Source organism: Anaerobiospirillum sp. NML120448 (assembly GCF_023050945.1).
In the GTDB taxonomy this organism is placed as follows: Bacteria; Pseudomonadota; Gammaproteobacteria; order Enterobacterales; family Succinivibrionaceae; genus Anaerobiospirillum.
On sequence record NZ_JALKIM010000055.1, the window covers coordinates 1 to 23,596 of the forward strand.

A 23,596-nucleotide genomic window follows, 5' to 3' on the forward strand; every position below is an offset into this window, starting at 1 on the left:
AGGATGCTTATTTTAATAAGCATCCTGCCTTTTGTATTTTGGCCTACCTCAAAAGAGGCTCTCAACCTAACAGAGCTTGCCTTTCTGCTAAGTCTCAAGCCTCAATTTAAGTAGTTTTAGTTAAATGCTCTATTTAAGCTTAGAACATGTAACGTGCATTGGCGTTTACACCAAACTCATCAGTGTTAGAGGAGCCAGTGTAGTTGAGGCCTAAGCCTAAACCAAAGTTGCCAGTCTTAGCAGCGATGCCAACGGATGCACCATAGGTGAAGTTGTCAACAAACTCAGCCTTGGTGGATACATCCCAGTTGCTTACGCCAGTCCAGGATACAGTACCATCAACAGTGTCATCACCAAAGTTGCCAGTTAAGGTCAAGTCAAAGCTTGGCTTAACAGTCCAAGTATCGGTTACATACTCCTTGGAGATGGTTACACCAACAGGGATGGAGAATACGTTAGCAGAGCTTGCATTGTATTGACCAACATTACCGAAGTCAGCAGACTCAATGGTGTAGTCGTCCATGTCGATGCGAGTGAAGCGCATACCAGCATGTGGAGTTACGTCCATCTCAGCAACCTTTAAGGCGTACTGACCAGTTACACCAACGCTTAAAGCAGAGGTATCAAAGGAGGTAGAGGTCTTGCCAGCAGCAGTGTTAGCCTCAACATCAGAGTCGATAGTGGTGTAAGAAACATCACCAACGATAGAGAAGTTGTCGATAGCATAGCCTGCGTAGATAGAACCACCGAAGTAGTCAAAGTCATTAGATACTACAGAGGCAGCACCCTGACCATCAGCATCACCAGAACCTACGTTGAACATAGCACCAACACGTACGCCGTTAGCTAAGGTTACATCACCACCTAAGGCTACGCCGTATAAGGTAATGTCAGAACCGTAGCCTAATCCATCAGCGTCGAAGCCGTCAGACTCGTGGCTCTTGTAAACTGGGGTTACCCATAAGCCAGAACCTTGACCATTGTTAGCAATAGTCATAGTACCAGCCTGCTGGCCCATACCGAAGCGACCTGCAACAGCATCATAAGTGGTAGAGGTAGCAACTAAAGCAGTCTCAGCAGCGCCACCAAAGTCACCCATACGTGCGGCCTGATCAGCGGCAGCGCCATCAGTATTACGCACTACCTTCTCTAAGAACTGGTTGGTAGCTAAGCGATAAGCAACCTTCTTATCCTGACCGTCAACCTTTTCAGTAAGAATTACAAAGTCCTTAGCAGTAGTACCCTCTGGTAACTTAGCATTGTCAATAGCAGTGCCATCAGCGTTGAGAACATCAGCCTTGCCTGCAACTAAGTACTCTGGGGTAACTGGTGTGCCAGCTGGAGCATTTAATACTTCTTCCCAGTTAACCTTACGATCAGCAAAGCCAATTAAGAAGTCACGCATTGGAGCAGAAGCACCTAAGAGCTTAGAATCTAACTCCTTCTTGTTGAGGGATAATGAGATGTTGCCATCTTGTTTACCAGCCTCAAGGTAATCAACGAGTAAGCCGTTGAGGGACTCAACAGTAATGTTGTTAGTACCTAATACCTTTACACCAGTATCAGTACCTGTGCCAGTGCCCTTATCTGTAAATAAGGTAAACTCACGGCTATTTAAGAAGCTCTCGCCATCTAATACAATCTTAGAGCCCTGCTCACCTAAAATAGCAGCATCAGTCTTATTGAAGTGAATTGCTACACCTTGGTCAGCGCCTAAGATATTGTCGCTAACTGTTAATACAGAGTTAGAACCTAAGTAGAGATCTGCTACAACATTGCTGCCTGCACCGCTGAATTGAGCAGCGTAAGCGCCAGTAGCACCCTTAGTGATTTCGTCTACAATTTCCTCAGAAGAACGCTTGCTATCAAGAATAATCTTAGAGCCTTCCTTTAAGGTGACCTTATCAGCTAAGTAGACAATATTCTCAACTTGGCCCTTAACTAAAGAACCATTTTGTTGATATTGAGAGATATAGTCCTGCATAGCAGCGATAGTAGCGTCTTGGCCAGCCATTAAAGCAGCATTCTTACCAACAACTACATCACCATCAATTACGCCAGCATCTTTCTTATTATTCTTGTTATCACCGAAGTTCTTAACAGCAGCAATGGAGGTCTTATCGCCAAACTCAGGATCAACAAATAATGTTTGACCATTTAAGTTCAAGGTCTTAGCAAATAAGTAGCCAGTAGAGCCAGACTCAATTACATTACCTTGAGCATCCTTCTCGTCATCTAAACCAACAACAAGAGTGTCAGAAGCTGTAAGCATGCCGTCAACAGTTAATAGGCCGTCCTTAGCAACATAGGTTTCACCCTTAGCAGCTAAGTCACCTGATACTGCAAATTGACCACCAACGTTTAAGTCACCTTCAAAGGTAGCATTCTTAGCTACATTAACAGTGCCCCAAATCTCAGAAGTGGCGCCGTCAGCAGAAGCGGTGATGTTTAAGCTCTCAGCAGTTAAAGTAGTGTCCTTAGCAGTGTTTAAAGTGCCTACTTGAACGCCCTGGGTAACCTTAACATTACCAGAGGCTACCTCAAAGTTGGTGTTAGTAGCAGTGCCAGCCTTTACAGAGTTGATAATGGTTTGGCCATCAGCCTTGCCCTTAACAACTAAGTTGGTCTTTTGAGTTGCAGAGACACCATTAGCTAAAGTAATGTTCTTAGCTTCGCCATCATTTACTAAGTGTAAGTAGCCGCCTTCCTTACTTACAGCAAGATCAACCTGCTTGCCATTTGCATCAACTGCAAATTGGCCATCCTTGTTAGCCTTATTTAAGGTAGCTTGACCAATCTGAACCTTGGATACATTAGCATCAGCCTGGATATTACCAACGTTGCCAGTTACTACTGTAGTAGAGTCAACTCCTGTTACAGTAGCATCAGCGATATCTTTGATAACAATATCCTTGAAGTCCTTGATCTTATCTAAGTTCTCAGCAGTAATAGTACCACCAGAAACTACAGAGTCAGTTAAGGAAGCATTACCAATAGAAATAAAGCCTGCCTCTAAAGAATCAGTCTCACCAGTAACACCCTTACGTAAGCTTGCTAAGTCATTTAAGTTAAACTTAGTATTCTCAGCAAATTGAAGCTCTAAGGTACCAAACTGGTCTAAGCTTACCTTACCATTAGTACCAAATAATGGATCTACATCGGTAGTATATTCAATGCCTGCACCGCTGGCCTTGTAGCCCTTGATAGAACCTAAAGCATTAGTACCAATTACTAACTTAGCGTTTGCACCAGTTACATCGATATTGCTATCAATGGAAGCGCCAAAGTCAGCCTGGGTGTTTGTATCTGATTTAGCATTCTCTTGACCAAGAACAGTCAATACGCCATTTACAGTAGTGGTTGCACCATTAGTAGTGAATAACTCGGTAAACTTAGCAGAGCTGCCCTCTTTAATGGTAACAGTGCCAGCACTATGAGTTAACTTGCCGCCACTTACCTGAGCGGTAATTGCATCACCGTTAGCATCACGAGCTGGATCTGAAGAGAGATCTTGACCTACAGTAAATTTACCGTTAGTTACAGTAACGTCTTGTAAGCCCCACTGACCGCCAACAACGTTAACCTTAGAGCCAGATGTTAAGTCTAAATCAAGGGTAGAAGAACCAGAAGCGCTAGCTAACTCTGAGTAATCGCCTTTTTCAACAATCTTACCTAATTGTAAAACTGAATTTGCGCTGCCTAAGGTTGCCTTTAGGTCAGAACCCTCAGAGGTAAGAGTCTGCTTAACAATGAACGAGCCAGAATCTAACTTAACGTTTTCAAGAGTGCCACCATTATCATTGTTAAGGGTTAAGGTATTAGCCTCGATAACACCAAACTCACCAATATTTACACTGTTGCCAGTGGCCTTATTGATGGTTACAGAGTCGGACTTTAAGGTTGCTTGTAAGCCTTCACCAGTCTTACCATTAAATGCTAATTTACCCTTTCCTGCTGCTGATGCTACTGCTAATGTATCAGCATTAATCTCTAAACCTTCAGCGATATCAAGTACACCACCTGAGGAAATGGTTACCTTTAGGTCTTTGGTAGAATCAACTAAAGTATCGATCAATACAGAGTTAGCTAAAATAGTACCGCCACTCTCTACGCTGATAGCGCCACTTGCTGAGGATAAATTACCTTCTTGTAAGGCAGAGATATCTAACTCAGCACCTAATAGGTTTGCATTGGTAGCTGATCCAACAGTTACAGTGCCTTTTGTTAAGGTTAAAACTGAATCAGAGCCAAATACAAGCTTAGCAGCAGTCTTATTGGATCCTAAAGCAGTATCAGCAGCACCAACGTTTAAGGCACCTGCTTCTGTGCCAGAACCAAGAACAATGTCAACACCATTAGTATTCCAAGTACCTGCAACAACATCTAAAGCAGCGTCAGAAGCGGCATGGATATTTAAAACACCATCAGTTACATTTGCAACAGTACCTAAAGAACCACTTTCTGCTAAGAGGTCTGCTTTAATAGATGCATTTTTTGTAGTATCTGGAGTAATACTCTCATACTTCTTATTGATGGCCTCAATATTATCTAAAGTTAAGATAACCTTCTTGGCTTGAGTATTAGTACCAACATTTAATGCAGAAGTTGCTTGAAGAGTTGCATTTGAAACAGCTGCTGCTGCATTAACATTTAAAGTCTTACCAGAAACAATACCAGCAGCACCTAAATCCTTGGTTAAGGAAAGAGTATCACCCTTAATAAGACCAGTAGCAGCTAAACCAATCTTATTACCTGTAGTTGCAGCAGTTGCAGCAAAGGTAAGATCATCAAGGTTGGTTTCTGTAGCGCCAAAGTCTAATACACCCTTTTCACCAATAGTGAGTGGAAGCTTACCTGCTACAGCCTTAGCATTTGCAACGTCAGTAGGAGCAAAAGCGGCCTTATTAGTTAATGTAATACCTGCGGTACCTTGAACAGTTAAGTCATCAAGTTTGTCAGTTACTACTAACTTACCCTCATTAGATAAGGTCATGCCACCAGTTAAGTCTAAGGTACCCTTAGTTAAGGTTAACTTCTTCTCAACAGCGGTGCCGTCCTTAACGAAGTCACCATCAGCAAACTTTACTGATAAGGTACCACTTGCTACAGTAGTAATTTTACCCTCATTAAGAAGTTCACCTTGAACAAGGTTTAATGTAAGAGCATCAGTAGCTGCTGTAGCGCCTTTAGCAACATTAAGATCGCCACCATTAATTGATAATGAACCAACATTTAAAACAGTAGCATCACTTGCAGAAGCAGTAGATGCAAGCTTACTATTTGTGCCTAATTCTAATGAGGTATAGTTAGCTAAGTCCTTTGCTGCACCAGCTGCTGGAGCCTGCTCTGCAGCTCCTTGACCATCTAAAGCATAACCAGTAATGGTATTTGCACCTACAGTAAGAAGAGCCTCATTTGCAGCAGCACCACTTAAAGAGATCTTTGTAGCATTTAAAGTTGCTTTACCTGCTGCATCTCCAACTAATTCAAGATCACCCTTAGTGATTTTAATTTCATTAAAGGTTGCGTCTACTGATTTGTTACCAGATTGTCCAGTAATAGTTAAACCATTAGCAGCAGCACTAGTAGCAATTGTGAGGTTGTTTGCAGTAAACTCAATTGCTGCAGCTCCCTTAATAAAGTTATTGGCTTTTGCGCCATCCTTAATCTCAATATTGCCTGCAAATGTGCCAGTAGGGGTGGCTGCAATCTCAAAAGACTTATATTGATTTAAATTTGTATCAGGATCACTAACTGTCTTGCCAGTAATTATTAAGGTTTGCTCTGCTGGAATTTCTTCTGCGCCAGTAAATGCAGCATTTGCATCTTTAGCAGCCTGAGCTTGGCCAGCGGCTAAGCCCATGGTTACTACAGCAGCGGTAGCTAAACCCTTGAAGTATGCATTCTGGAAGATTGCACGGTATTGAGCCATTAAGAACTTAATGGCGTTATTTGTTTGCTTCATTTGTATTTAAAAAAATGAAAGATAATGTGATTGTTTTGTCTTGGCGCTTTATATTGCAGTTTATGGCCATAGCAAAAGAGCACGCTTAGTACTGAGCATGATAGTTTTTACTAGAAATTGGGAGGCTATAAGCTTGTGATATGATGTAAGAGTTAACTTCAGTGAATAAAGTCTTACAAGATAAAGGCAAGATAAAGAGCGATAAGGCTAAACGCCTTAAATGATTTGTACAAGTAAAGTGATTAACTTGTAGCTAAGAGGTAAAAGCAGCAAAGACCTTATAATGATAAGCACGCTAAAGCTTATATTAGTTCAAGTCTATTTTCTATTTAATGCTACTAGTGCGGGAAAGATAAGACAAAACACAAGAAAGAGCTCGAAAAGACGAATGAGCCCATGGCGGGTGTTTTAAGACGATGCGTCTAGAATTTAGTCGAAAAAAAAAAGCATAAATTGTGCCTATATCGTTGAAATCTAATAAAAAATTATCTTTTCCCGCAAAATATCTAATTTGGTAGTTTGTAATTGTTAGAAGTGTCTCATAGCTGAGCAAACTTAAAAGAAGAGAAAAGGCTAATTAAAGGCAAGTTTGCGGTATGTCAGTGTGATGTGAACTATGCATAAAGCATGGATTTAAATTGGTGTTAATCAATTTGTACATTAAGAACATTTCCCAACAATAAGGGCTTGTTTATCAAATTTCCCATTTGCTGAGTGGGCGTTTTAAACTTTACAAGTATTTTGCTAAAAGCCAAAAAGGCAGGGAGCTTTGTTCAAAGCGTCCTGCCTTTTGTATTTTGGACTACCTAAAAAGAGGCTCTCAATTTAACAGAGCTTGCCTTTCTGATAAGTCTCAAGCCTCAATCTAAGTAGTTTAGTTAAATGCTCTATTTAAGCTTAGAACATGTAACGTGCATTGGCGTTTACACCAAACTCATCAGTGTTAGAGGAGCCAGTGTAGTTAACACCTAAGCCTAAACCAAAGTTGCCAGAGGTAGCTGATACACCAACAGCTGCACCATAGGTGAAGTTGTCCATGATCTCAGACTTAACAGTGGTAGATAAGTTGGAGAAGCCATTCCACTTAGCGGTAGCGTCAACCTCGTCATCACCAAAGTTGCCAGTTAAGGTCAAGTCAAAGCTTGGCTTAACAGTCCAAGTATCAGTTACGTACTCCTTAGCAATGGTTACACCAACTGGTACTGAGAAGATATTGAGGCTATCGCTATCATTCTGTGAGTAAGCAGTTGAGTAGTCATCCATATCAATCATTGAATAACGTAAGCCAGCGTGTGGAGTTACGTCCATACCAGCAACAGATAACTTGTACTGACCAGTAACAGCTACAGAAAGGTTGGTAGAATCGATAGAGGTAGTTACCTTACCTAAGTCAGTGTTACCCTCAATATCGTTGTCTACAGCAGTGTAGGTAACGTCAGCTACTAATGATAAAGCATCCATGCTGTAGCCAGCATATAAGCCTAAGCCGTAGTAATCAAAGTCGTTAGATACGTTAGCACCTAAGCCTTGACCATCAGCATCACCAGAGCCTACATTGAACATACCACCAACCTTGAAGTTTGGAGCAACTTCAATGTCAGCACCTAAGGCTAAGCCGTAAAGCTTAACATCAGCACCATAGGACTTGTTGTCAGCAGCAAAGCCATCAGACTCAGCGCTCTTGTAAACTGGGGTTACCCAGATTGCGCCGCCCTGGCCGTTAGCTGCTGCACTAACGCCGCTTACACCAACACCCATGCGAGCAGAAATAGCCTCGTAGGTAGAAGCGCCAGCCTCAATAGCAGCTTGTGGAGCACCACCAAATACAGCTAAACGTGCATTGGTTTCAGCATCGATAGCAGAGCCATTGTTGTAAACAATGTTGTCGATTAACTCGTTCTTTGGAGCGAAGTAAACTGCATTGTTCTCATCAACTTGGTGATTCTTTAATTGCTCAGTTAAGTTAGTAGTATCAACTTCCTTAGTGAACTCAGCGTCGCTGTAGAACTTGTTGTCAGTTGGGTTCTTGTAGAAGCCAGCTACTACACCATATACAACGTCTTTCTTAGCTTGAGGATCAGCCTTTACAGCCTCATAGTTCTTATGGCCATAAGCAACAGACATTACGGTATCAGCAACAGGAGCGGAAACACCAGCTAAGTCGCCCTTAATCTTTTGATCATTAACAGTTAAAGCTAAGGTAGTGCTTAAATCAGTTAAGTTCTGAGTAAACCAACCATTGATGGTCTCTACACGTAATGCCTTGTTCTTATCTGCATCTAAAGTAGCACTATCAAGAGTTAAGCCAGTACCTGCAAATAAGGCCTTGCCATTAGCAGCAGCAACAACATTAGAGCCAGTTAAGAGAACCTTAGCACCCTCACCAGCATAAACTGCTGAGTTGTTCTGTAAGGTAACAGGAGCCTTAGTACCCTCAAATGCCTGAGCATCAACTGCTAAAGCTGAGTTCTTACCTAAGTATAAAGCCTGAGTGGTTACTGGAGCCTTATTGTAGTCAGTTAAAGACTTAGTTGAATCAACAACTAACTTGTCACCAGTACCTAAAGTAATAGTCTTAGCAGTGTAAGCTACAGCACCAATCTTATCCTTATCAAGTGCACCGTTAGCCTTGAATAAAGGAGCTAACTCAGACTTAACAGCGGCTAAAGCAGCAGCCTTATCGGTAGTGTCTAAGCCAACAGCTAAAATGGAGTTCTGTAAAGCTACAGCAGTACCACCTAAAGAACCAGCATCGGTCTTGTCAGTTGCAACAGCACCAGTTAACTCACCAGTTACCACGATAGAGCTTGGAACATTGTAGGAAGGATCTACAAATAAAGTACCACCAGCTAAGGTTAACTTATCAGTTACTAAGTTAGCAGAAGCACCATCTGGTAAGGCCTCAGAAGGCTCAGTGCCAACAACTAAGTCAACACCAGTACCTAACTTAACATCAGAAGCAAAGGTCTGGCCCTTAGTAATAGCAGAGTCAGCCTTAAAGGTTGCTACACCTAAAGTAGTGTTTTGACCAGCTAAGGTGGCAGCACCAGTAAACTCAACTTCGCCTAAAGCAATGTTTTGACCAGAGAGGTTAGCAGCATCCTTAAAGGTAGTCTTACCAGTTACTTGTAAATCACCAGTAGAGGTAAAGGCGTTGTCAGCAGTAAGTTTGCCTGTTACTACAGTCTTACCAGCTAAGGTAGAAATACCTGCAAAAGTAGCATCCTTAGCTACATTTAAGGTAGTGCCTTCCTTGGACTCAACCTTGTTAAGCTCTAACTTGCCGTTTACATCTAAGTCACCAGCAATAGTTACCTTTGCAGACTTCTTACCAGTTAACTCAGCTAAAACAGTCTTACCGTTAGCCTGACCGCCATCAACTAATAATGAAGAGTCAGTACCTAAGGTTACCTTGCCAGCCTCACCGCCATTAACGAGTGCAAAGTTTACCTTATCTTGAACAGATAAGCCTAAAACCTCGCCCTTCTCATTGTAGGCAAAGAGCTTATTAGCGGAGCCAGACACAACGTCAGCGCTATTTAAAGAGCCATTGTTGCCAACAACGATTTGCTGGGAGCTGGCTACACCAGTTGCTTCAACAGAACCAAAGTGGCCAAGAATTGGACCAGTGTCAGTTAACTTAAGGGTAGTGATCTTAGTCTTTTCATCGGAGAAGTTAGGAAGTACAAGCTTCTGATCAGCTGTTACGTCCTTCCACTCTAAGATAGGCTCTTCTTCGGTACCTTGATAAGCTAAATCAATCTTAGCATCACCTAAAGAAATGGTGCCTGAAGTGCCTGAGGTGCCAAATAAAGCAGTCTTTAAGCCCTCTAAGCCTTTAGCATCAAAGGAAACATCGCTACCTAAGGTTAATTTAACAGTAGAGAAGCTTTCACCGACTAAAGAACCTGCTTGATCAAAGCCACCCTTTACAGTTACAGCACTTACTACACCAGTAGCATCAGCTAAACCTAAAGCATGGTTAGCATCAGCGCCTAAGGTTAAAGTTGCGCCTTCCTTTAAGGTAATAGCGTCATCTTTTAAGGAAATACCAAAAGACTCTGGAGTTGCGCTATCGCCTGAGGTAGCTGCGGCGTACTTGCCAGCAATTGACATATTGCCAGAAACTACGATTGAGCCGCTATCTACTTTAATTTCAGTAGCTGCTAAAGTGCCTTGCTTAGTTACATTAACTGCCTTAGTTGAGTCTGAAACAACTAAATTATCAACAGTTAAAGAGCTCTTTAGAGCATCTCCCTTAGCATCTAATTTAGAGCCATCATTACCAACAGTTAGTTGACCAAGAGTTACAGTTAGATCCTTAGCTTTCCAATCACCAGCCAATACATTTAAAGCAGAATCTGCATGATTGAGAACTAAAGCACTATTGATATTACCATTAGCACTCTCAGAAGCGTATACATCCTTAGATACCTTGGCAAAATCACCTAATTGTAAGGTAGCTTTCTCACCTAACTCAAAGCCCTTGGTTGAATCGGTAACTAAACCTTCAGTAACGGCAAAAGTACCAGACTTTAATGCGCTTACTACTTTAGTATCACTTAAAGCAGTCTGAATGGTCTTAGCCTTTACCTTGGCATTATCAGTTGCAGTTGCGCCAAGGCTTAAAGTATCAGCATTATTAATGATTAAAGTGTCAGATACAGATACAGAACCACTAGTTAAGTTAATACCAGATTTTGCGGTGGCGAGTCCAGTATTTACGATTTGATCTGCATTAAGCTCTAGGTCGCCACTTACAACAAGCTTACCGCCATTGTTTACAGTAGCAATAGCTCCACTTGTAGATGTACGCTCAAATAACTCAGAAAGGTTCTCACCATTGAGCTTCATGGTTGCATAATCAACATTGATTGTTGCATTGCCTTTTGCAGAAGCAGCTTCGCTTTCATTGTAAGAAAGGGTAGCAGCAGAGGCATCTAAAACAACACGATCAACATCTTCTGCTTTTGTGCCAGAAGCAATTAACTTACCGTTTGTTGCTTCTGCTGTATTAAATACTACATTACCAGTTAAAGTTAACTCAGAGGTATTGTCGCCATTGGCTACAACAGATAAGTCACCTGAGGTTAGAGTTAAATTGGAGCTGGAGTTGTACTTGCCGCCTTTAACGGTTAAATCACCAGTAGCTGCCTTAAGGTCAAAGTCACCTGTAATGGTGCCAGCAGTTGCCTTATCAGCCTCGGTAGACTTAGCATTGATGCTAGTAAGAGTAATTGCGTCTCCTACGTTAAATGCAGCATTAGAGCCAACAGCTAAACTTTGTGCAGTAATAGCGTTAAAGTTCTTGTCACCAGTAGCGCCACCATTGTAGTCGCCAGAACCTAAGGTTAACTTACCAGCAACTTCGGCATTAAACTTATCAGCTTTTTCTGCTTTCTTATCAATAAGAAGAGAGTCAAAACCAAGAATTGAATCGCCGCCTGTAGCTGTTGAAACAATAGTGCTTCCTGAAAGCGCAGTACCTGAGTCAAACTTTAAGCCATCTAAAGTAACATTCTCGCCAGTGATATGGAGTTTACCGCCCTTAGCTACAAGAACAGATCCGCTTACAGTAGCGCCAGCTGCAACTTCAGAACCTTCGGCATTCTTGCCAGTGGTTAAACCAATTAAAGCATCCTTTGAAGCCTTGAATACACCACCAGAAGCGATATCGATACCAGAGGCTTCATCAGACTTTGAGTAAAGCTTTGCATCGCCACCAACAGACATTTCTACATTTTCAGAAACCTTTAAAGTACCTGAAACTTCAACACTGCCACCAGTTACGTCAAATTTAACTGCGTCAGTTGAGTTAGCTGGTTGTTGTGCAGCGATAGTAGCTTCACCACTCTTAGCAACAGTGATGGAGCCATCAGACATGCTGCCTTGAGAAATAGTAATGGTAGCCTTGTCAGCCTGTGTGCCATCACCTAAGGTAATTGCACCACCTGAAATTTGAAGATCGGCTGCCTTGATGTTAATGCCGTCTACAGCAGCGCCAGCACCAACCATCTTAATTTCAGAACTACCTAAAAGCTTTAAGGTAGTACCGCCAGCATCAGAAACCTTACCTAAGGTAGAACCAGAGGCTAAGGTAACTAAAGCGCCAGTAGTTGCTTTAGCGCTTGGATCATTGGCTAATTTACCAAGAGTAATAGTATCAGCTTCAACAGTGGCAGCCTTTGTAGCACTAGTTAAAGCAAGAGTGCCATTAATAACTTGTAAGTCTTTAACAGATAGAGTTGCTGCTCCAGTAGCAATGCCAGCTACCTCTAATTTAGTCTTGGCTTGATCAGTGTCAGTACCATTGATAATAATAGTTCCACTATTTGCAGTTACTGTAGTGTCAGCAGCGCTGCCGCCAGCAATCTTATTATCTGCCCCAGACTTAATAGTTAAAGTAAAAGCTTCTGCAGTAGAGGTTGAGCCTGCAATATTTACTTTATCAAAATCACCAGCAACATTAATTTCTTGATTAGCTGTGATGCTATCAAAGTTTTCAAGGTCAGCAGCCTGAGCTTGGCCAGCGGCTAAGCCCATGGTTACGACGGCGGCAGTAGCTAAGCCTTTGAAGTATGCATTCTGGAAGATTGCACGGTATTGAGCCATTAAGAATTTAATGGCGTTGTTTGTTTGCTTCATTTGTAATATAAAAATGAAAAATGAGTGGGATGTTTTGTCTTGGCAGCTTTAGCTTGTTTGGTTTGAGGTCGCAGTAAAGGGGCCGCTTTGTACTGAGCGGGCGTTTTGTTTACTGATAAAATTGACCTTCAAGCATTAGGTTTTTGTGTGGAACTTGTCGTAAGACTTGATTGTTCCTGACATATACATGTAAGCTAAAGTGCATATAGGCCTTGTGGCCTAAGTTAAGGTTGTACAAGCTATCTTTTACTAGCTCGTAGCTAAGAGGTAGAAGTAGTAATGACTTGCTTTTAAAGTAGCACGCTAAAGCTAATTTAAGTGGGTCAAATTCTCTAGTGTTGGTAGGCACCAACTTAAAAGAGAAACTACTAATGCGGGATGTAAGACAAAACAACTACGTAGAGCTCGAATGACGTAAAAAGAGCTCTGGAATGGTGTTTTAAGCGGTGTGTCTAAAAATTAGTCGAAAAAAAAAAAAGCATAATCTATGCCTATTTTGTTAACTTTTTAAAACTAAATGAAGTCAAACTTATATTAGACATAATTAATGCTTGTAGTGCGTAATCTTTTAGCAAAAAGAAAAGTTTAAGGTCACTGGTTTGTATTTCTAGAAAATAGAGTTTGATAGGTAGGAAATTTTCATTACAGCTAAGAACACATGCTAACAAGCAAAAGTAGAGAGAGTAGAGAACTTTTCTTTGTTGCTGTTTAAAATCGAAAATTAAAAGCCAAAAAGGCAGGATGCTTATTTTAATAAGCTTCCTGCCTTTTGTATTTTTAACTTCCTAAAAAGAGGCTCTTAATTTAACAGAGCTTGCCTTTCTGCTAAGTTTCAAGCCTCAATTTAAGAGTTTTTTCGTTAAATGCTCTATTTAAGCTTAGAACATGTAACGTGCATTGGCGTTTACACCAAACTCATCAGTGTTAGAAGAGCCAGTGTAGTTGATGCCTAAGCCTAAACCAAAGTTGCCAGAGGTAGCTGATACACCAACAGCTGCACCATAAGTGAAGTTGTCCATGATCTCAGACTTAACAGTGGTAGATAAGTTGGAGTAGCCGTTCCACTTAGCGGTAGCGTCAATCTCGTCATCACCAAAGTTGCCAGTTAAGGTCAAGTCAAAGCTTGGCTTAACAGTCCAAGTATCAGTTACATACTCCTTAGCAATGGTTACACCCACTGGAATAGAGAAGATATTGATGCTATCGCTATCATTCTGTGAGTAAGCAGTGGAGTAGTCATCCATATCAATCATGGAATAACGTAAACCAGCGTGTGGAGTTACGTCCATACCAGCTAAGGATAATTTGTACTGACCAGTTACACCTACAGAAAGGTTAGTAGAATCGATAGAGGCATTTACCTTACCTAAGTCAGTGTTGCCTTCGATATCGTTGTCTACAGCAGTGTAGGTAACGTCAGCTACTAAGGAGAAGGCATCCATGCTGTAGCCAGCATATAAGCCTAAGCCGTAGTAATCAAAGTCGTTAGATACGTTAGAACCTAAGCCCTGACCATCAGCATCACCAGAACCTACGTTGAACATACCACCAACCTTGAAGTTTGGAGCAACTTCAATGTCAGCACCTAAGGCTAAGCCGTAAAGCTTAACATCAGCACCATAGGACTTGTTGTCAGCATTAAAGCCATCAGCATCAGCGCTCTTGTAAACTGGAGTTACCCAGATTGCGCCGCCCTGACCGTTAGCTGCTGCGCTAACGCCGCTTACACCAACACCCATGCGAGCAGAAATAGCCTCATAAGTAGAAGCACCAGCCTCAATAGCAGCCTGTGGAGCACCACCAAATACAGCTAAACGTGCATTGGTTTCTGCATCAACAGCATTGTTACCTAAGGTTAAAATACCCTCTAATAAGGCATTCTCAGAGTTGTAGTAAACAACATCCTTAGTAGAGTTGGTTAAGTCAAACTTAGCTAATTCCTTAGCATCAGTAACCTCAGTGGTACCTAACATTAGCTTGCCCTGATCATAGGAGTAGCCAGCAGCTACAGCGCCTAAGACTGGAGTCTTCTTATCGCCAGCATAATCAATGAAGCCAGCACCAGCTGCTAATAAGGTGTCCTTTACTGGAGCAGAAACAACATCAAAGTCTTGATTTGCCTTATCAATTTGGAACTCAAGATCAAAAGGGTTGTTTAAGGTATTACCAGTTAAGGTGTAAGCATACAAGCCATTGATGGTTTGTACAGTTAACTTATTAGCACCTTGTAAGGTTACATTGCCAGCGCCAGTTTTGGTATCAAATAGATCGATTTTGCCTTGTAAGGATGATAACTTACCAGCAATTAATACCTTGGAGCTATCAGCATTAGCTGCATAAACCTTAGCATCATCAGTAGCAAACTTAATAGCACCACGACCATCATTTAAGGCATCAATATCAACAGCTAAAGCAGCATTGTCGCCAATATAAATATCAGCGGCAGCAGCAGTAGTGTTAGCAGCTAAGATCTTATTAAACTCTTCTGCATTTTGCTTAGCAGTGCGAATCTTGGCACCAGAAGCTAAGTCTAAGGTCTTAGCAACATAAGAAATTGCACCAACCTTATCGGCCTGTAAAGAACCATTAGCAGTCATTAAGGAGTCAAATACCTTAGCCTTAGCAATGGCTTGATCCTTATCATCTACAGAAACACCAACAGCTACAATGCTGTTTTGTAAGGTCTGGATAGTACCGTCTAATTTACCAGCCTGAGCGCCAGTATTAGGAATGATATTAGCAGCGCCTAATTGTTGTGCAATTACGATGTTAGCTGGCTTGTCAAAAGATGGATCAGCAGTTAAGGTAGCACCTTGTAGATCTAACTTATTAACAACTAAAACTGCATTATTGCCAGCATCATCAGTAGTTGCTGGAGTACCAACAAAGAGTTCAGTGCTATTACCACCCTTCATGGATAAGGTTTCAGCTACTGTTAAGCCTGCTGCAATCTTTGCTCCCTTAGCAAACTCTAAGGTCTTAACCTTATTGGATGTGCCAGTTAAAACAGTGTCATCCTGGAACTCAGCCTTATTGTAAACATCTAAGTTGCCACCGAACTCGATGTTCTCAGTAGCGCTGCCAGAATTGCCCTTAACAGTTAAGTTCTTAGCAGCAATAGTTGCAACCTTACCCTCATCGTTAGATAAGAAGTCTACAGCTACATTGCCTTTAACAGTCAAATCCTTGTTAACAACAAGCTTAGAAACATTCTTAATGTCTTTTGCTACTACAGTCTTACCGTCAACATTTACAACAGTATTATCTGCACCAGTAATGCTGGTAAGGTTAGTATCAGCCTTATCAGAAACGATGTTTAATACAGTGCTGGTAGTTGCTGAGCCAGAGGTTAACTTAACATTGCCAAGCTTACCGCCGTTGTAGAGGCCAACAGTAGCGTTTGCAGCTACGGTTGCTGTACCAACGGTCTTATCCTCACCAGTAGCTGTGCTATTGGTAATGAAAGAACCATTGTTGCCAGCGGCATTATGTAAGGTAGAATCGCCTAAAGTAATGCTATTAGCAGCAATATCAATAGAACCTACGTTAGCTTGAATAGTATCAGAAGCATTGTCCTTGGTTACTACTAACTTAGCATTGGTTAGGTCTTCAGTGAGGATATCCTTGAAAGTACCACCCTGAATATCAGAGAAGTCCTTGTAGTTAGACCACTGAATAGTATTGGTGTCCTTATCGATGGTTAAACCTTCGATCTGGGCAGCGCCTAAATGGATATAACCAGAAGTTAATGCAGCGCCAGAATTATCCTTGATGAATTCCTTACGTAATTCAGCAATCTTGTCCTTATTGAGGCTTACAGTATCAGCTAAATCTAGCTTTAATACAGCGTATTCATCAAGAGCAATGTTATTTAGGTACTTATTGTTAGCATCTAAGGTAGTACCAGCAAAGTCTAAGTCTGCTAAAGCCTTGGAACCTAAAGTTAAGCTTGCATCACGACCATTAACAGTGATATCACCGCTAGAAACGTTATAGCCAGCTTCCTGATTACCATCAGTTACTTTCTCTAAGCCATTGATAGTAACCTTGCCTAAAATTTCCATCTTAGAGCCAGAGGCACCATTCATGGTTAAGGCATCAAAGGTAGCATCAGTACCAGCGTTTACAGTTAAGGAGGCATCTTCACCTAAAGTGAGCTTGCCTGCAGTTAAGCTAGGTACAGCAGTCTCTGGGTATTGGATAGTGCTGCCTGACTCACCAACGGAAATCTTAGCCTTAACAGCATCGATATCCTTTGCAGTCCACTTGCCAAATACTACATCTAATTTAGCTGAATCGGTGCTATCCTTACCCACAAGCTTAAGGTTAACGCCTACAGAGCCAGTTTCAGCAGAGTGAGACTCTAACTTGCCTTGTAAGCCAGCGGTAGTCTCATAGCCGTAAGCATCGGTCTCTACTTCATAGATTCCTAACTGTAAAGATGCTGCATTGGTTTGATCATTGCCAATAACGATGGTTTTATCAGTGTTATTGGAAGTTAAAGACTGACCAACAAGTAAAGTACCATTCTTAACAGTGAAGTCAGCACCTGAACCACCAGATGTTGCATCTAAAGTTAAGGTTTCCTCGATATCGAGAGTGTTACCATTACCTAATTGGAGGCCTGCGCTAGCAGAGTCTGTAAACCATGCATTGTTAGCAGAAACTACGTTGCCAGTACCAGAAAGAACTACAGAGTTTTCGGCAGCTTGAGTACCAGTCTTAATCTTGGCAACATCGATACCATCGATACCTGTTAAATTACCTTTAACAACAAGGGCACCAGAACCAGATAAGAGCACAGCTGCGCCTTTATTTTTACGTGGAGTGGTGGACATGTTGAGAAGGTCTAAAGCCTGATCTTCACTAACAATCAAGGCACCATTTTTGTGAGCAGTAATGGTGGTCATGTTGGTACCATTACCTACAATCTCAAGCTCACCAGCACTGATATCTAAAATGCCAGTTGACTTTTCTTTTGTTACAGAGGCAGGGCCAAAGGCTAGATCGCCATTGCCTTGTACAGTAATAGCATTATTTGCTGCGCCATTATCAAGCTTAAGAGTATCAGATGATCTTAGCTCTAACTTAGCATCTACACCAGAAGTACCAGTGCCTACCTCAATAGTGCCACCGCTTAAAGTAATAGCACCATTAGATTGATAGTTACCAGCTTCGATAGAAAGCTTCTTAGAACTTGCTAAGGTAACAGCATTGGTCATGGTGCCAGTGTCAGCAACAGTAACCTTGGAACCATCAGTCTTATATGGATCAGCAATTTTCTTAGTAGCAGAAAGTTTAAGATCATCCTTTAACTCATAGGCAGCAGAGCCATCACCAAAGGTCACGTTCTGTGCAGAGAGGCTTTCTAAACCAGTAGCCTTAGCTGCAGTTAAAGTAAGGTTCTTACCTACAACAGCTAATTTATCACCGCTCTTAACCTCATCAGAAATTAATAAGTTGGCAACTTCTAAAGTGGCTTTGTTTTTTGTTACAGTAGTTACAATAGTGCCAGCGGCAGCAGTGCCGTCATTAGCAAAAGTTAGATCTTTATTAAGCTCGATCTGCTCAGAGCTAGTAATAGCTAAGGTACCACCAGATATTACTAAAGAACCTGATTTAGCATCTTTAGCATATTCCTCAGCACCATTCTTACCTGTGAGTAAGCCATTTAAATCAGTTAGAGAGGTCTCATAGCGAGTCTTCTCTCCAATTGTGAGTCCTTTGGCTGCAGTTGAGGCATAAACCTTAGCACCATTTAACTTAAATGTACCCTCACCTGATACTGTGATGCTATTACCTAGAACAATATCACCTGACTTAGCATCAAAAACATTATCAAGCTTCTTAGTGCCATCGGTAATCTTGTGAGAAATAAAGTTTAAATTGAGAGTTGCGGTGTCTCCAGAGGCAATAGAAATTCTACCACCGTTCATTGAGCCTTCAGCGAGGTTAAGTGTCAATACAGAACCGCTAGTACCATCATCTTTAGCTTCAACTAAAATTGAGCCGCCATTAATGTTTAACTTAGCTGCATGAATAGTATTGGTTACACCATCGCCACTAATTGCCTTAATTTGACCGTCAGCATTTAAGGTTAAAGTGGTTAATTTAGATAAATCACCAGAGGCAGTTGCCTCAATACCGAGAGAACCACTCTTGCCTAAAGTTACAACAGCATTTGGCTCGCCAGCTTTTACAGTTGGCTTTTCTACGGCTGCTGAGCCAATAGTAATTACCTTACCCTCAACCTTACCAGCATCTGCTGAGTCAGCAGCATTAATTGCTAGAAGACCTTGAGTAATAGTTACATTATTAAAGGTAGCAGTGGTTCCGCTTGAAGCAGCTGTAGCCTTCACGGTTAAACCATGAGTGGCTTTGTTCTTAGCGTCAATAATGTTAATGGTTAAATCTTTACCAGTAAATTTAGCTGGGCCGCCATTTGCGGTGATTGAGTTACCATCGCCTGCATTAATAGTAAGATTATGACCAAGATCTAGTGTGGTACCAGATAAGGTAATGCTTTCCCATTGATTCTTATCACCACTGTGTTGTGAGTCGCCAGTAATGGTCACATCACCAGTTACTTTAGTTAGATCTGTATCAGTCAAAGCCTTAGCCTGAGCCTGACCAGCAGCTAATCCCATAGTTACTACAGCTGCTGTAGCTAAGCCTTTGAAATATGCATTCTGGAAGATTGCACGGTATTGAGCCATTAAGAACTTAATGGCATTGTTAGTTTGCTTCATTTGTAATACGAAATGAAAAATGATGTGGGATGTTTTGTCTTGGCAGCTTTAGCTTGCTTTTATTGAACGTATAGTAAAGACTCGCTTTGTACTGAGCGGTCGTTAAATTTACTGATAAAAAAGACGTTCAAGCATTAGGTATAATGTGGAATTGGTAGTAAGACTAAGTAATTCCTTACATATATACGCAAAAGCTAAAGTGCAAATAGGCTAAAAGCCTGAGTTGGTTTTTGTACAAGCAATCGTAGATTGGCTTATAGCTAAGAGGTAAAAGTAGTAATGACTTGCTTTTAAAGTAGCACGCTAAAGCTAATTTAAAAGTGTCAAACATCTCTAATGTTGGTTTGCACCAACTTACTAAGAGGCACTACTAGTGCGGCCTGTAAGACAAAACAATTATGTAGAGCTCAATTATATGAAAATGGCTCTGGAATGGTGTTTTTAAGTGGTGTGTCTAAAAATTAGTCGAAAAAAAAAGCATAAATTGTGCCTATATTTGCAGAACTTAATAAAAAATTGTTGATTTCAACAATGCATACAATTATCGAACGTGTTGCAGACAGTAATAGCGCTTTGTTCAGTGAATTTAATAGCTTTAATAAGACTAATCAGAGATATAGGGAGTCTTGCGATATTGTATGTGATTTGACTTATCACAAAGAATAGGTTAATTGACATTAATCAATATGTATTTTAAGAGCATTATCCTAACAACAGTAATGGCTTAGTTAACGTATTTTTCGCAGTGGGCGGACGTTTTAAACTTTAAAAGCCCAATGTTAAAAGCCAAAAAGGCAGGACGCTTATTTTAATAAGCTTCCTGCCTTTTGTATTTTGGTCTACCTAAAAAGAGGCTCTCAACCTAACAGAGCTTGCCTTTCTGCCAAGTCTCAAGCCTCAATCTAAGTAGTTTAGTTAAATGTTCTATTTAAGCTTAGAACATGTAACGTGCATTGGCGTTTACACCAAACTCATCAGTGTTAGAGGAGCCAGTGTAGTTGAGGCCTAAGCCTAAACCAAAGTTGCCAGTCTTAGCAGCGATGCCAACAGCTGCACCATAGGTGAAGTTGTCAACAAACTCAGCCTTGGTAGATACGTCCCAGTTGCTTACGCCAGTCCAGGATACAGTACCATCAACAGTGTCATCACCAAAGTTGCCAGTTAAGGTCAAGTCAAAGCTTGGCTTAACAGTCCAAGTGTCGGTTACGTACTCCTTGGAGATGGTTACACCAACAGGGATGGAGAATACGTTAGCAGAGCTTGCATTGTATTGACCAACATTACCGAAGTCAGCAGACTCGATGCTGTAGTCATCCATGTCGATGCGAGTGAAGCGCATACCAGCATGTGGAGTTACGTCCATCTCAGCAACCTTTAAGGCGTACTGACCAGTTACACCTACGCTTAAAGCAGTGGTGTCGAAGGAGGTAGAAGTCTTACCTACTTCAGTATTAGCCTCAACATCTGAATTGATAGTGGTGTAAGAAATATCACCAACAATTGAGAAGTTGTCGATAGCATAGCCTGCGTAGATAGAACCACCGAAGTAGTCAAAGTCATTGGAAACTACAGAGGCAGCGCCTTGACCATCAGCATCACCAGAACCTACATTGAACATAGCACCAACACGTACGCCGTTAGCTAAGGTTACGTCACCACCTAAGGCTACGCCGTATAAGGTAATGTCAGAACCGTAGCCTAAGCCGTCAGCGTCGAAGCCATCAGACTCGTGGCTCTTGTAAACTGGGGTTACCCATAAGCCAGAACCCTGACCATTGTTAGCAATAGTCATAGTACCAGCCTGCTGACCCATACCGAAGCGACCTGCAACAGCGTCATAAGTGGTAGAGGTAGCAACTAAAGCAGTCTCAGCAGCACCACCAAAATCACCCATACGTGCGGCTTGATCAGCGGCAGCACCTTGAGTGTTCTGAGCAATCTTCTCTAAGAAGAGATTGTTTGCCTTGTGGTAAACAGTGTAGATTGGAGCCTGAGTTTCAGCGTTAGTGCCTGTCTGGATAGCTACATAGTTGCTTGCCTTATCGTCAGCAGCAAAATCAGCAGCATTTACAAAACCAGTAATCTTACCAGTAGCATCAATAGTGAACTTCTCTGCAGCTGGGCCTTGCTCGCCAACTAACTCTACACGCTCAGCAGTTGAACCATCAGCATAGTACTCACTCCAGTTCTTAGTAAGAGCAGTATAGCCAACTAAGAAGTCCTTCATTGGAGCAGAAGCTTGACTAAATGCGGTATCAGCCTTAGTAGTATCAAGAGTTAAAGTACCACCAGCTGACTCCTTACCTGCAGTTAAGGTGAAGTACATTAAGCCGTTAATGGTCTCAACACGGATATCATTGATGCCAGCAGTACCTAAGATATTAACACCCTTTTTGTTGGTGTCAGTATCTTGATCTTGGAATACAACTACATTACGATCACCCTTGAGGTAGCTATCGCTATCAAGAATAATCTTACCGCCTTGCTCTGCAAATACGGCAGCATCCTTGAAGTCAAATACGATAGAGCCATTATCCTTATGAGCGCCCGCACCTAAAGCAATTACAGAACCCTTACCTAAGTAGAGATCTGCGGTATCTGTAGTGTTGCCAAAGGTCTGAGCCTTAGTGTACTTAGCATTAAGTACATCATTAGCATCAACTACATTGCTTTCGTTGGCTAAAGCATCAACAACAATGGAGCTACCATCAGCAAGCGTCTGTTGGCTGTTTACATAGAGTAATGAGCCAATCTTGCCACCCTTCTCAGGGTCGGTTAATGAACCATTCTCTTGAATACTTGCTAAGAATGCACGACCAGAGTCTACATCTAAATCACCCTTAGCATTCATGCCAACTAATAAAGCAGAGTTTTGGAGAACATAAATGTCACCCTTAACAGTGCTTACAACATCAGGCTTAGCGTTAGTAGGAGTATCAGTAAAGGCACCAACCTCTACAACAGAAGTGTTCTTGCCATAAGCTGGATCAATAGCTAAAGCATTACCACCTAAGCTAATGTACTGAGCTTGTAAGAAGCCAGAGGAGTTAACCTTATCAGCATTTGCTGGATCGTACTCACCAACATTGATGAAGGCTTGAGAGGATAATGTTGCACCAGGTGCTTTGGTCATGGACAATACGCCATTTACAACAACCTTAGCATCACCACTAATGCCTAAATCACCAGCAAAGTCAGCTACATCCTTGGTAAGATCGATAGTAGAGGTACCACCATTGGTAAACTCAACATCGCCAGCTGCAGTGAAGGAACCTGCAAACTTGTTTTCCTTACCACCAAAGATAGCGCCACCTGCACCAATAGAGGTTGAAGCATTACCCTTTGCGCCTTCCTCAACCTGAACAGTTACATTACCCATTACCTTAGATAAAGAACCAGCAGCTGTGCCAGTTAAATCTAAAATATTGGCATTGAGTGAAGTGCCCTCAGAGGTATTTAAAGTGCCTACGGATAAGCCCTTAGTCTTAGTACCAACAACATTTAGGGTGCCAGACTTAACCTCTAATGTAGAGGTAGCTTCACCTGCAAAGTTATTAGAAACAGTGACATTGCCTTCAACGTCATTAAAGCCCTTATTAACAACTAATGTTGAATTAGCACCTAATTGAACGCTGTCTACAATACCCTCGCCACCAAGAGTGAAATAGCCCTTCTGAGCAACCTCAACACCTAATGACTCATTCTTGTCATTAACGATAAAGTACTTCTTACCAGAGTCATCACCAGCTAATGGCTTAGCGTTGTATAAACCACCCTTCTTATTAAAGGTTACGGAGTCGCCAGAAGCAAAGGTGTTATCGGTCTTAATAGAACCGAAGTGACCAGTTAAATTATCAACAGTGCTAGTAACACCAGTTAACTGAGCTTCCTTGAGATTATCAGTAGTAATACCTGGTAAGTAATCAACATATTTTTTTGCTTCATCCCAAGTAATAGTCTGATCCTCAGCCTCAAGATCTTCAATTACGCCAGCACCAAGATTTACAATACCATTAATCTTGCTGCCGTCACCAAATACTTTAGTTAAAGCGTCTAATTGATTCTTGGTTAATGTATCTTCTTTAGTGTAGTTGAGGTTTACTTCAGCACCTAGTACTAGATTTCAAAAGTTCGTCACCCCCCCCTACAGTATAGGAGGCAAGTTATAGTTATAGTTATAGTCGATTTTTATAAAAGCTTTGATAAAAATTAGATTATAATCAGGGGCTATGAATAT

General features: G+C 41.5%; 4 protein-coding genes. All 4 read right to left on the minus strand.

From position 1 onward, the window contains the following. Positions 1-139: 139 nt before the first annotated feature. The 4 genes from MXE38_RS09035 to MXE38_RS09050 all read right to left on the minus strand — a co-directional run bounded on the left by MXE38_RS09035 (position 140) and on the right by MXE38_RS09050 (position 22,738). Positions 140-5,965: an autotransporter outer membrane beta-barrel domain-containing protein gene (locus MXE38_RS09035; RefSeq protein WP_246914092.1), complete on the minus strand. Its 5,826-nt coding sequence runs from the start codon at positions 5,963-5,965 to the stop codon at positions 140-142. A gap of 897 nt (positions 5,966-6,862) precedes the next feature. Continuing rightward, on the minus strand, positions 6,863-12,610 hold the full coding sequence (locus MXE38_RS09040; protein ID WP_246914093.1) for an autotransporter domain-containing protein: 5,748 nt from the start codon (positions 12,608-12,610) through the stop codon (positions 6,863-6,865). A gap of 878 nt (positions 12,611-13,488) precedes the next feature. Beyond that, positions 13,489-19,359, minus strand: a complete 5,871-nt coding sequence (locus MXE38_RS09045; protein WP_246914095.1) for an autotransporter outer membrane beta-barrel domain-containing protein — start codon at positions 19,357-19,359, stop codon at positions 13,489-13,491. A 934-nt stretch (positions 19,360-20,293) separates the two neighbouring features. After that, positions 20,294-22,738: an autotransporter outer membrane beta-barrel domain-containing protein gene (locus MXE38_RS09050; RefSeq protein WP_246914097.1), complete on the minus strand. Its 2,445-nt coding sequence runs from the start codon at positions 22,736-22,738 to the stop codon at positions 20,294-20,296. Positions 22,739-23,596 lie beyond the last annotated feature (858 nt).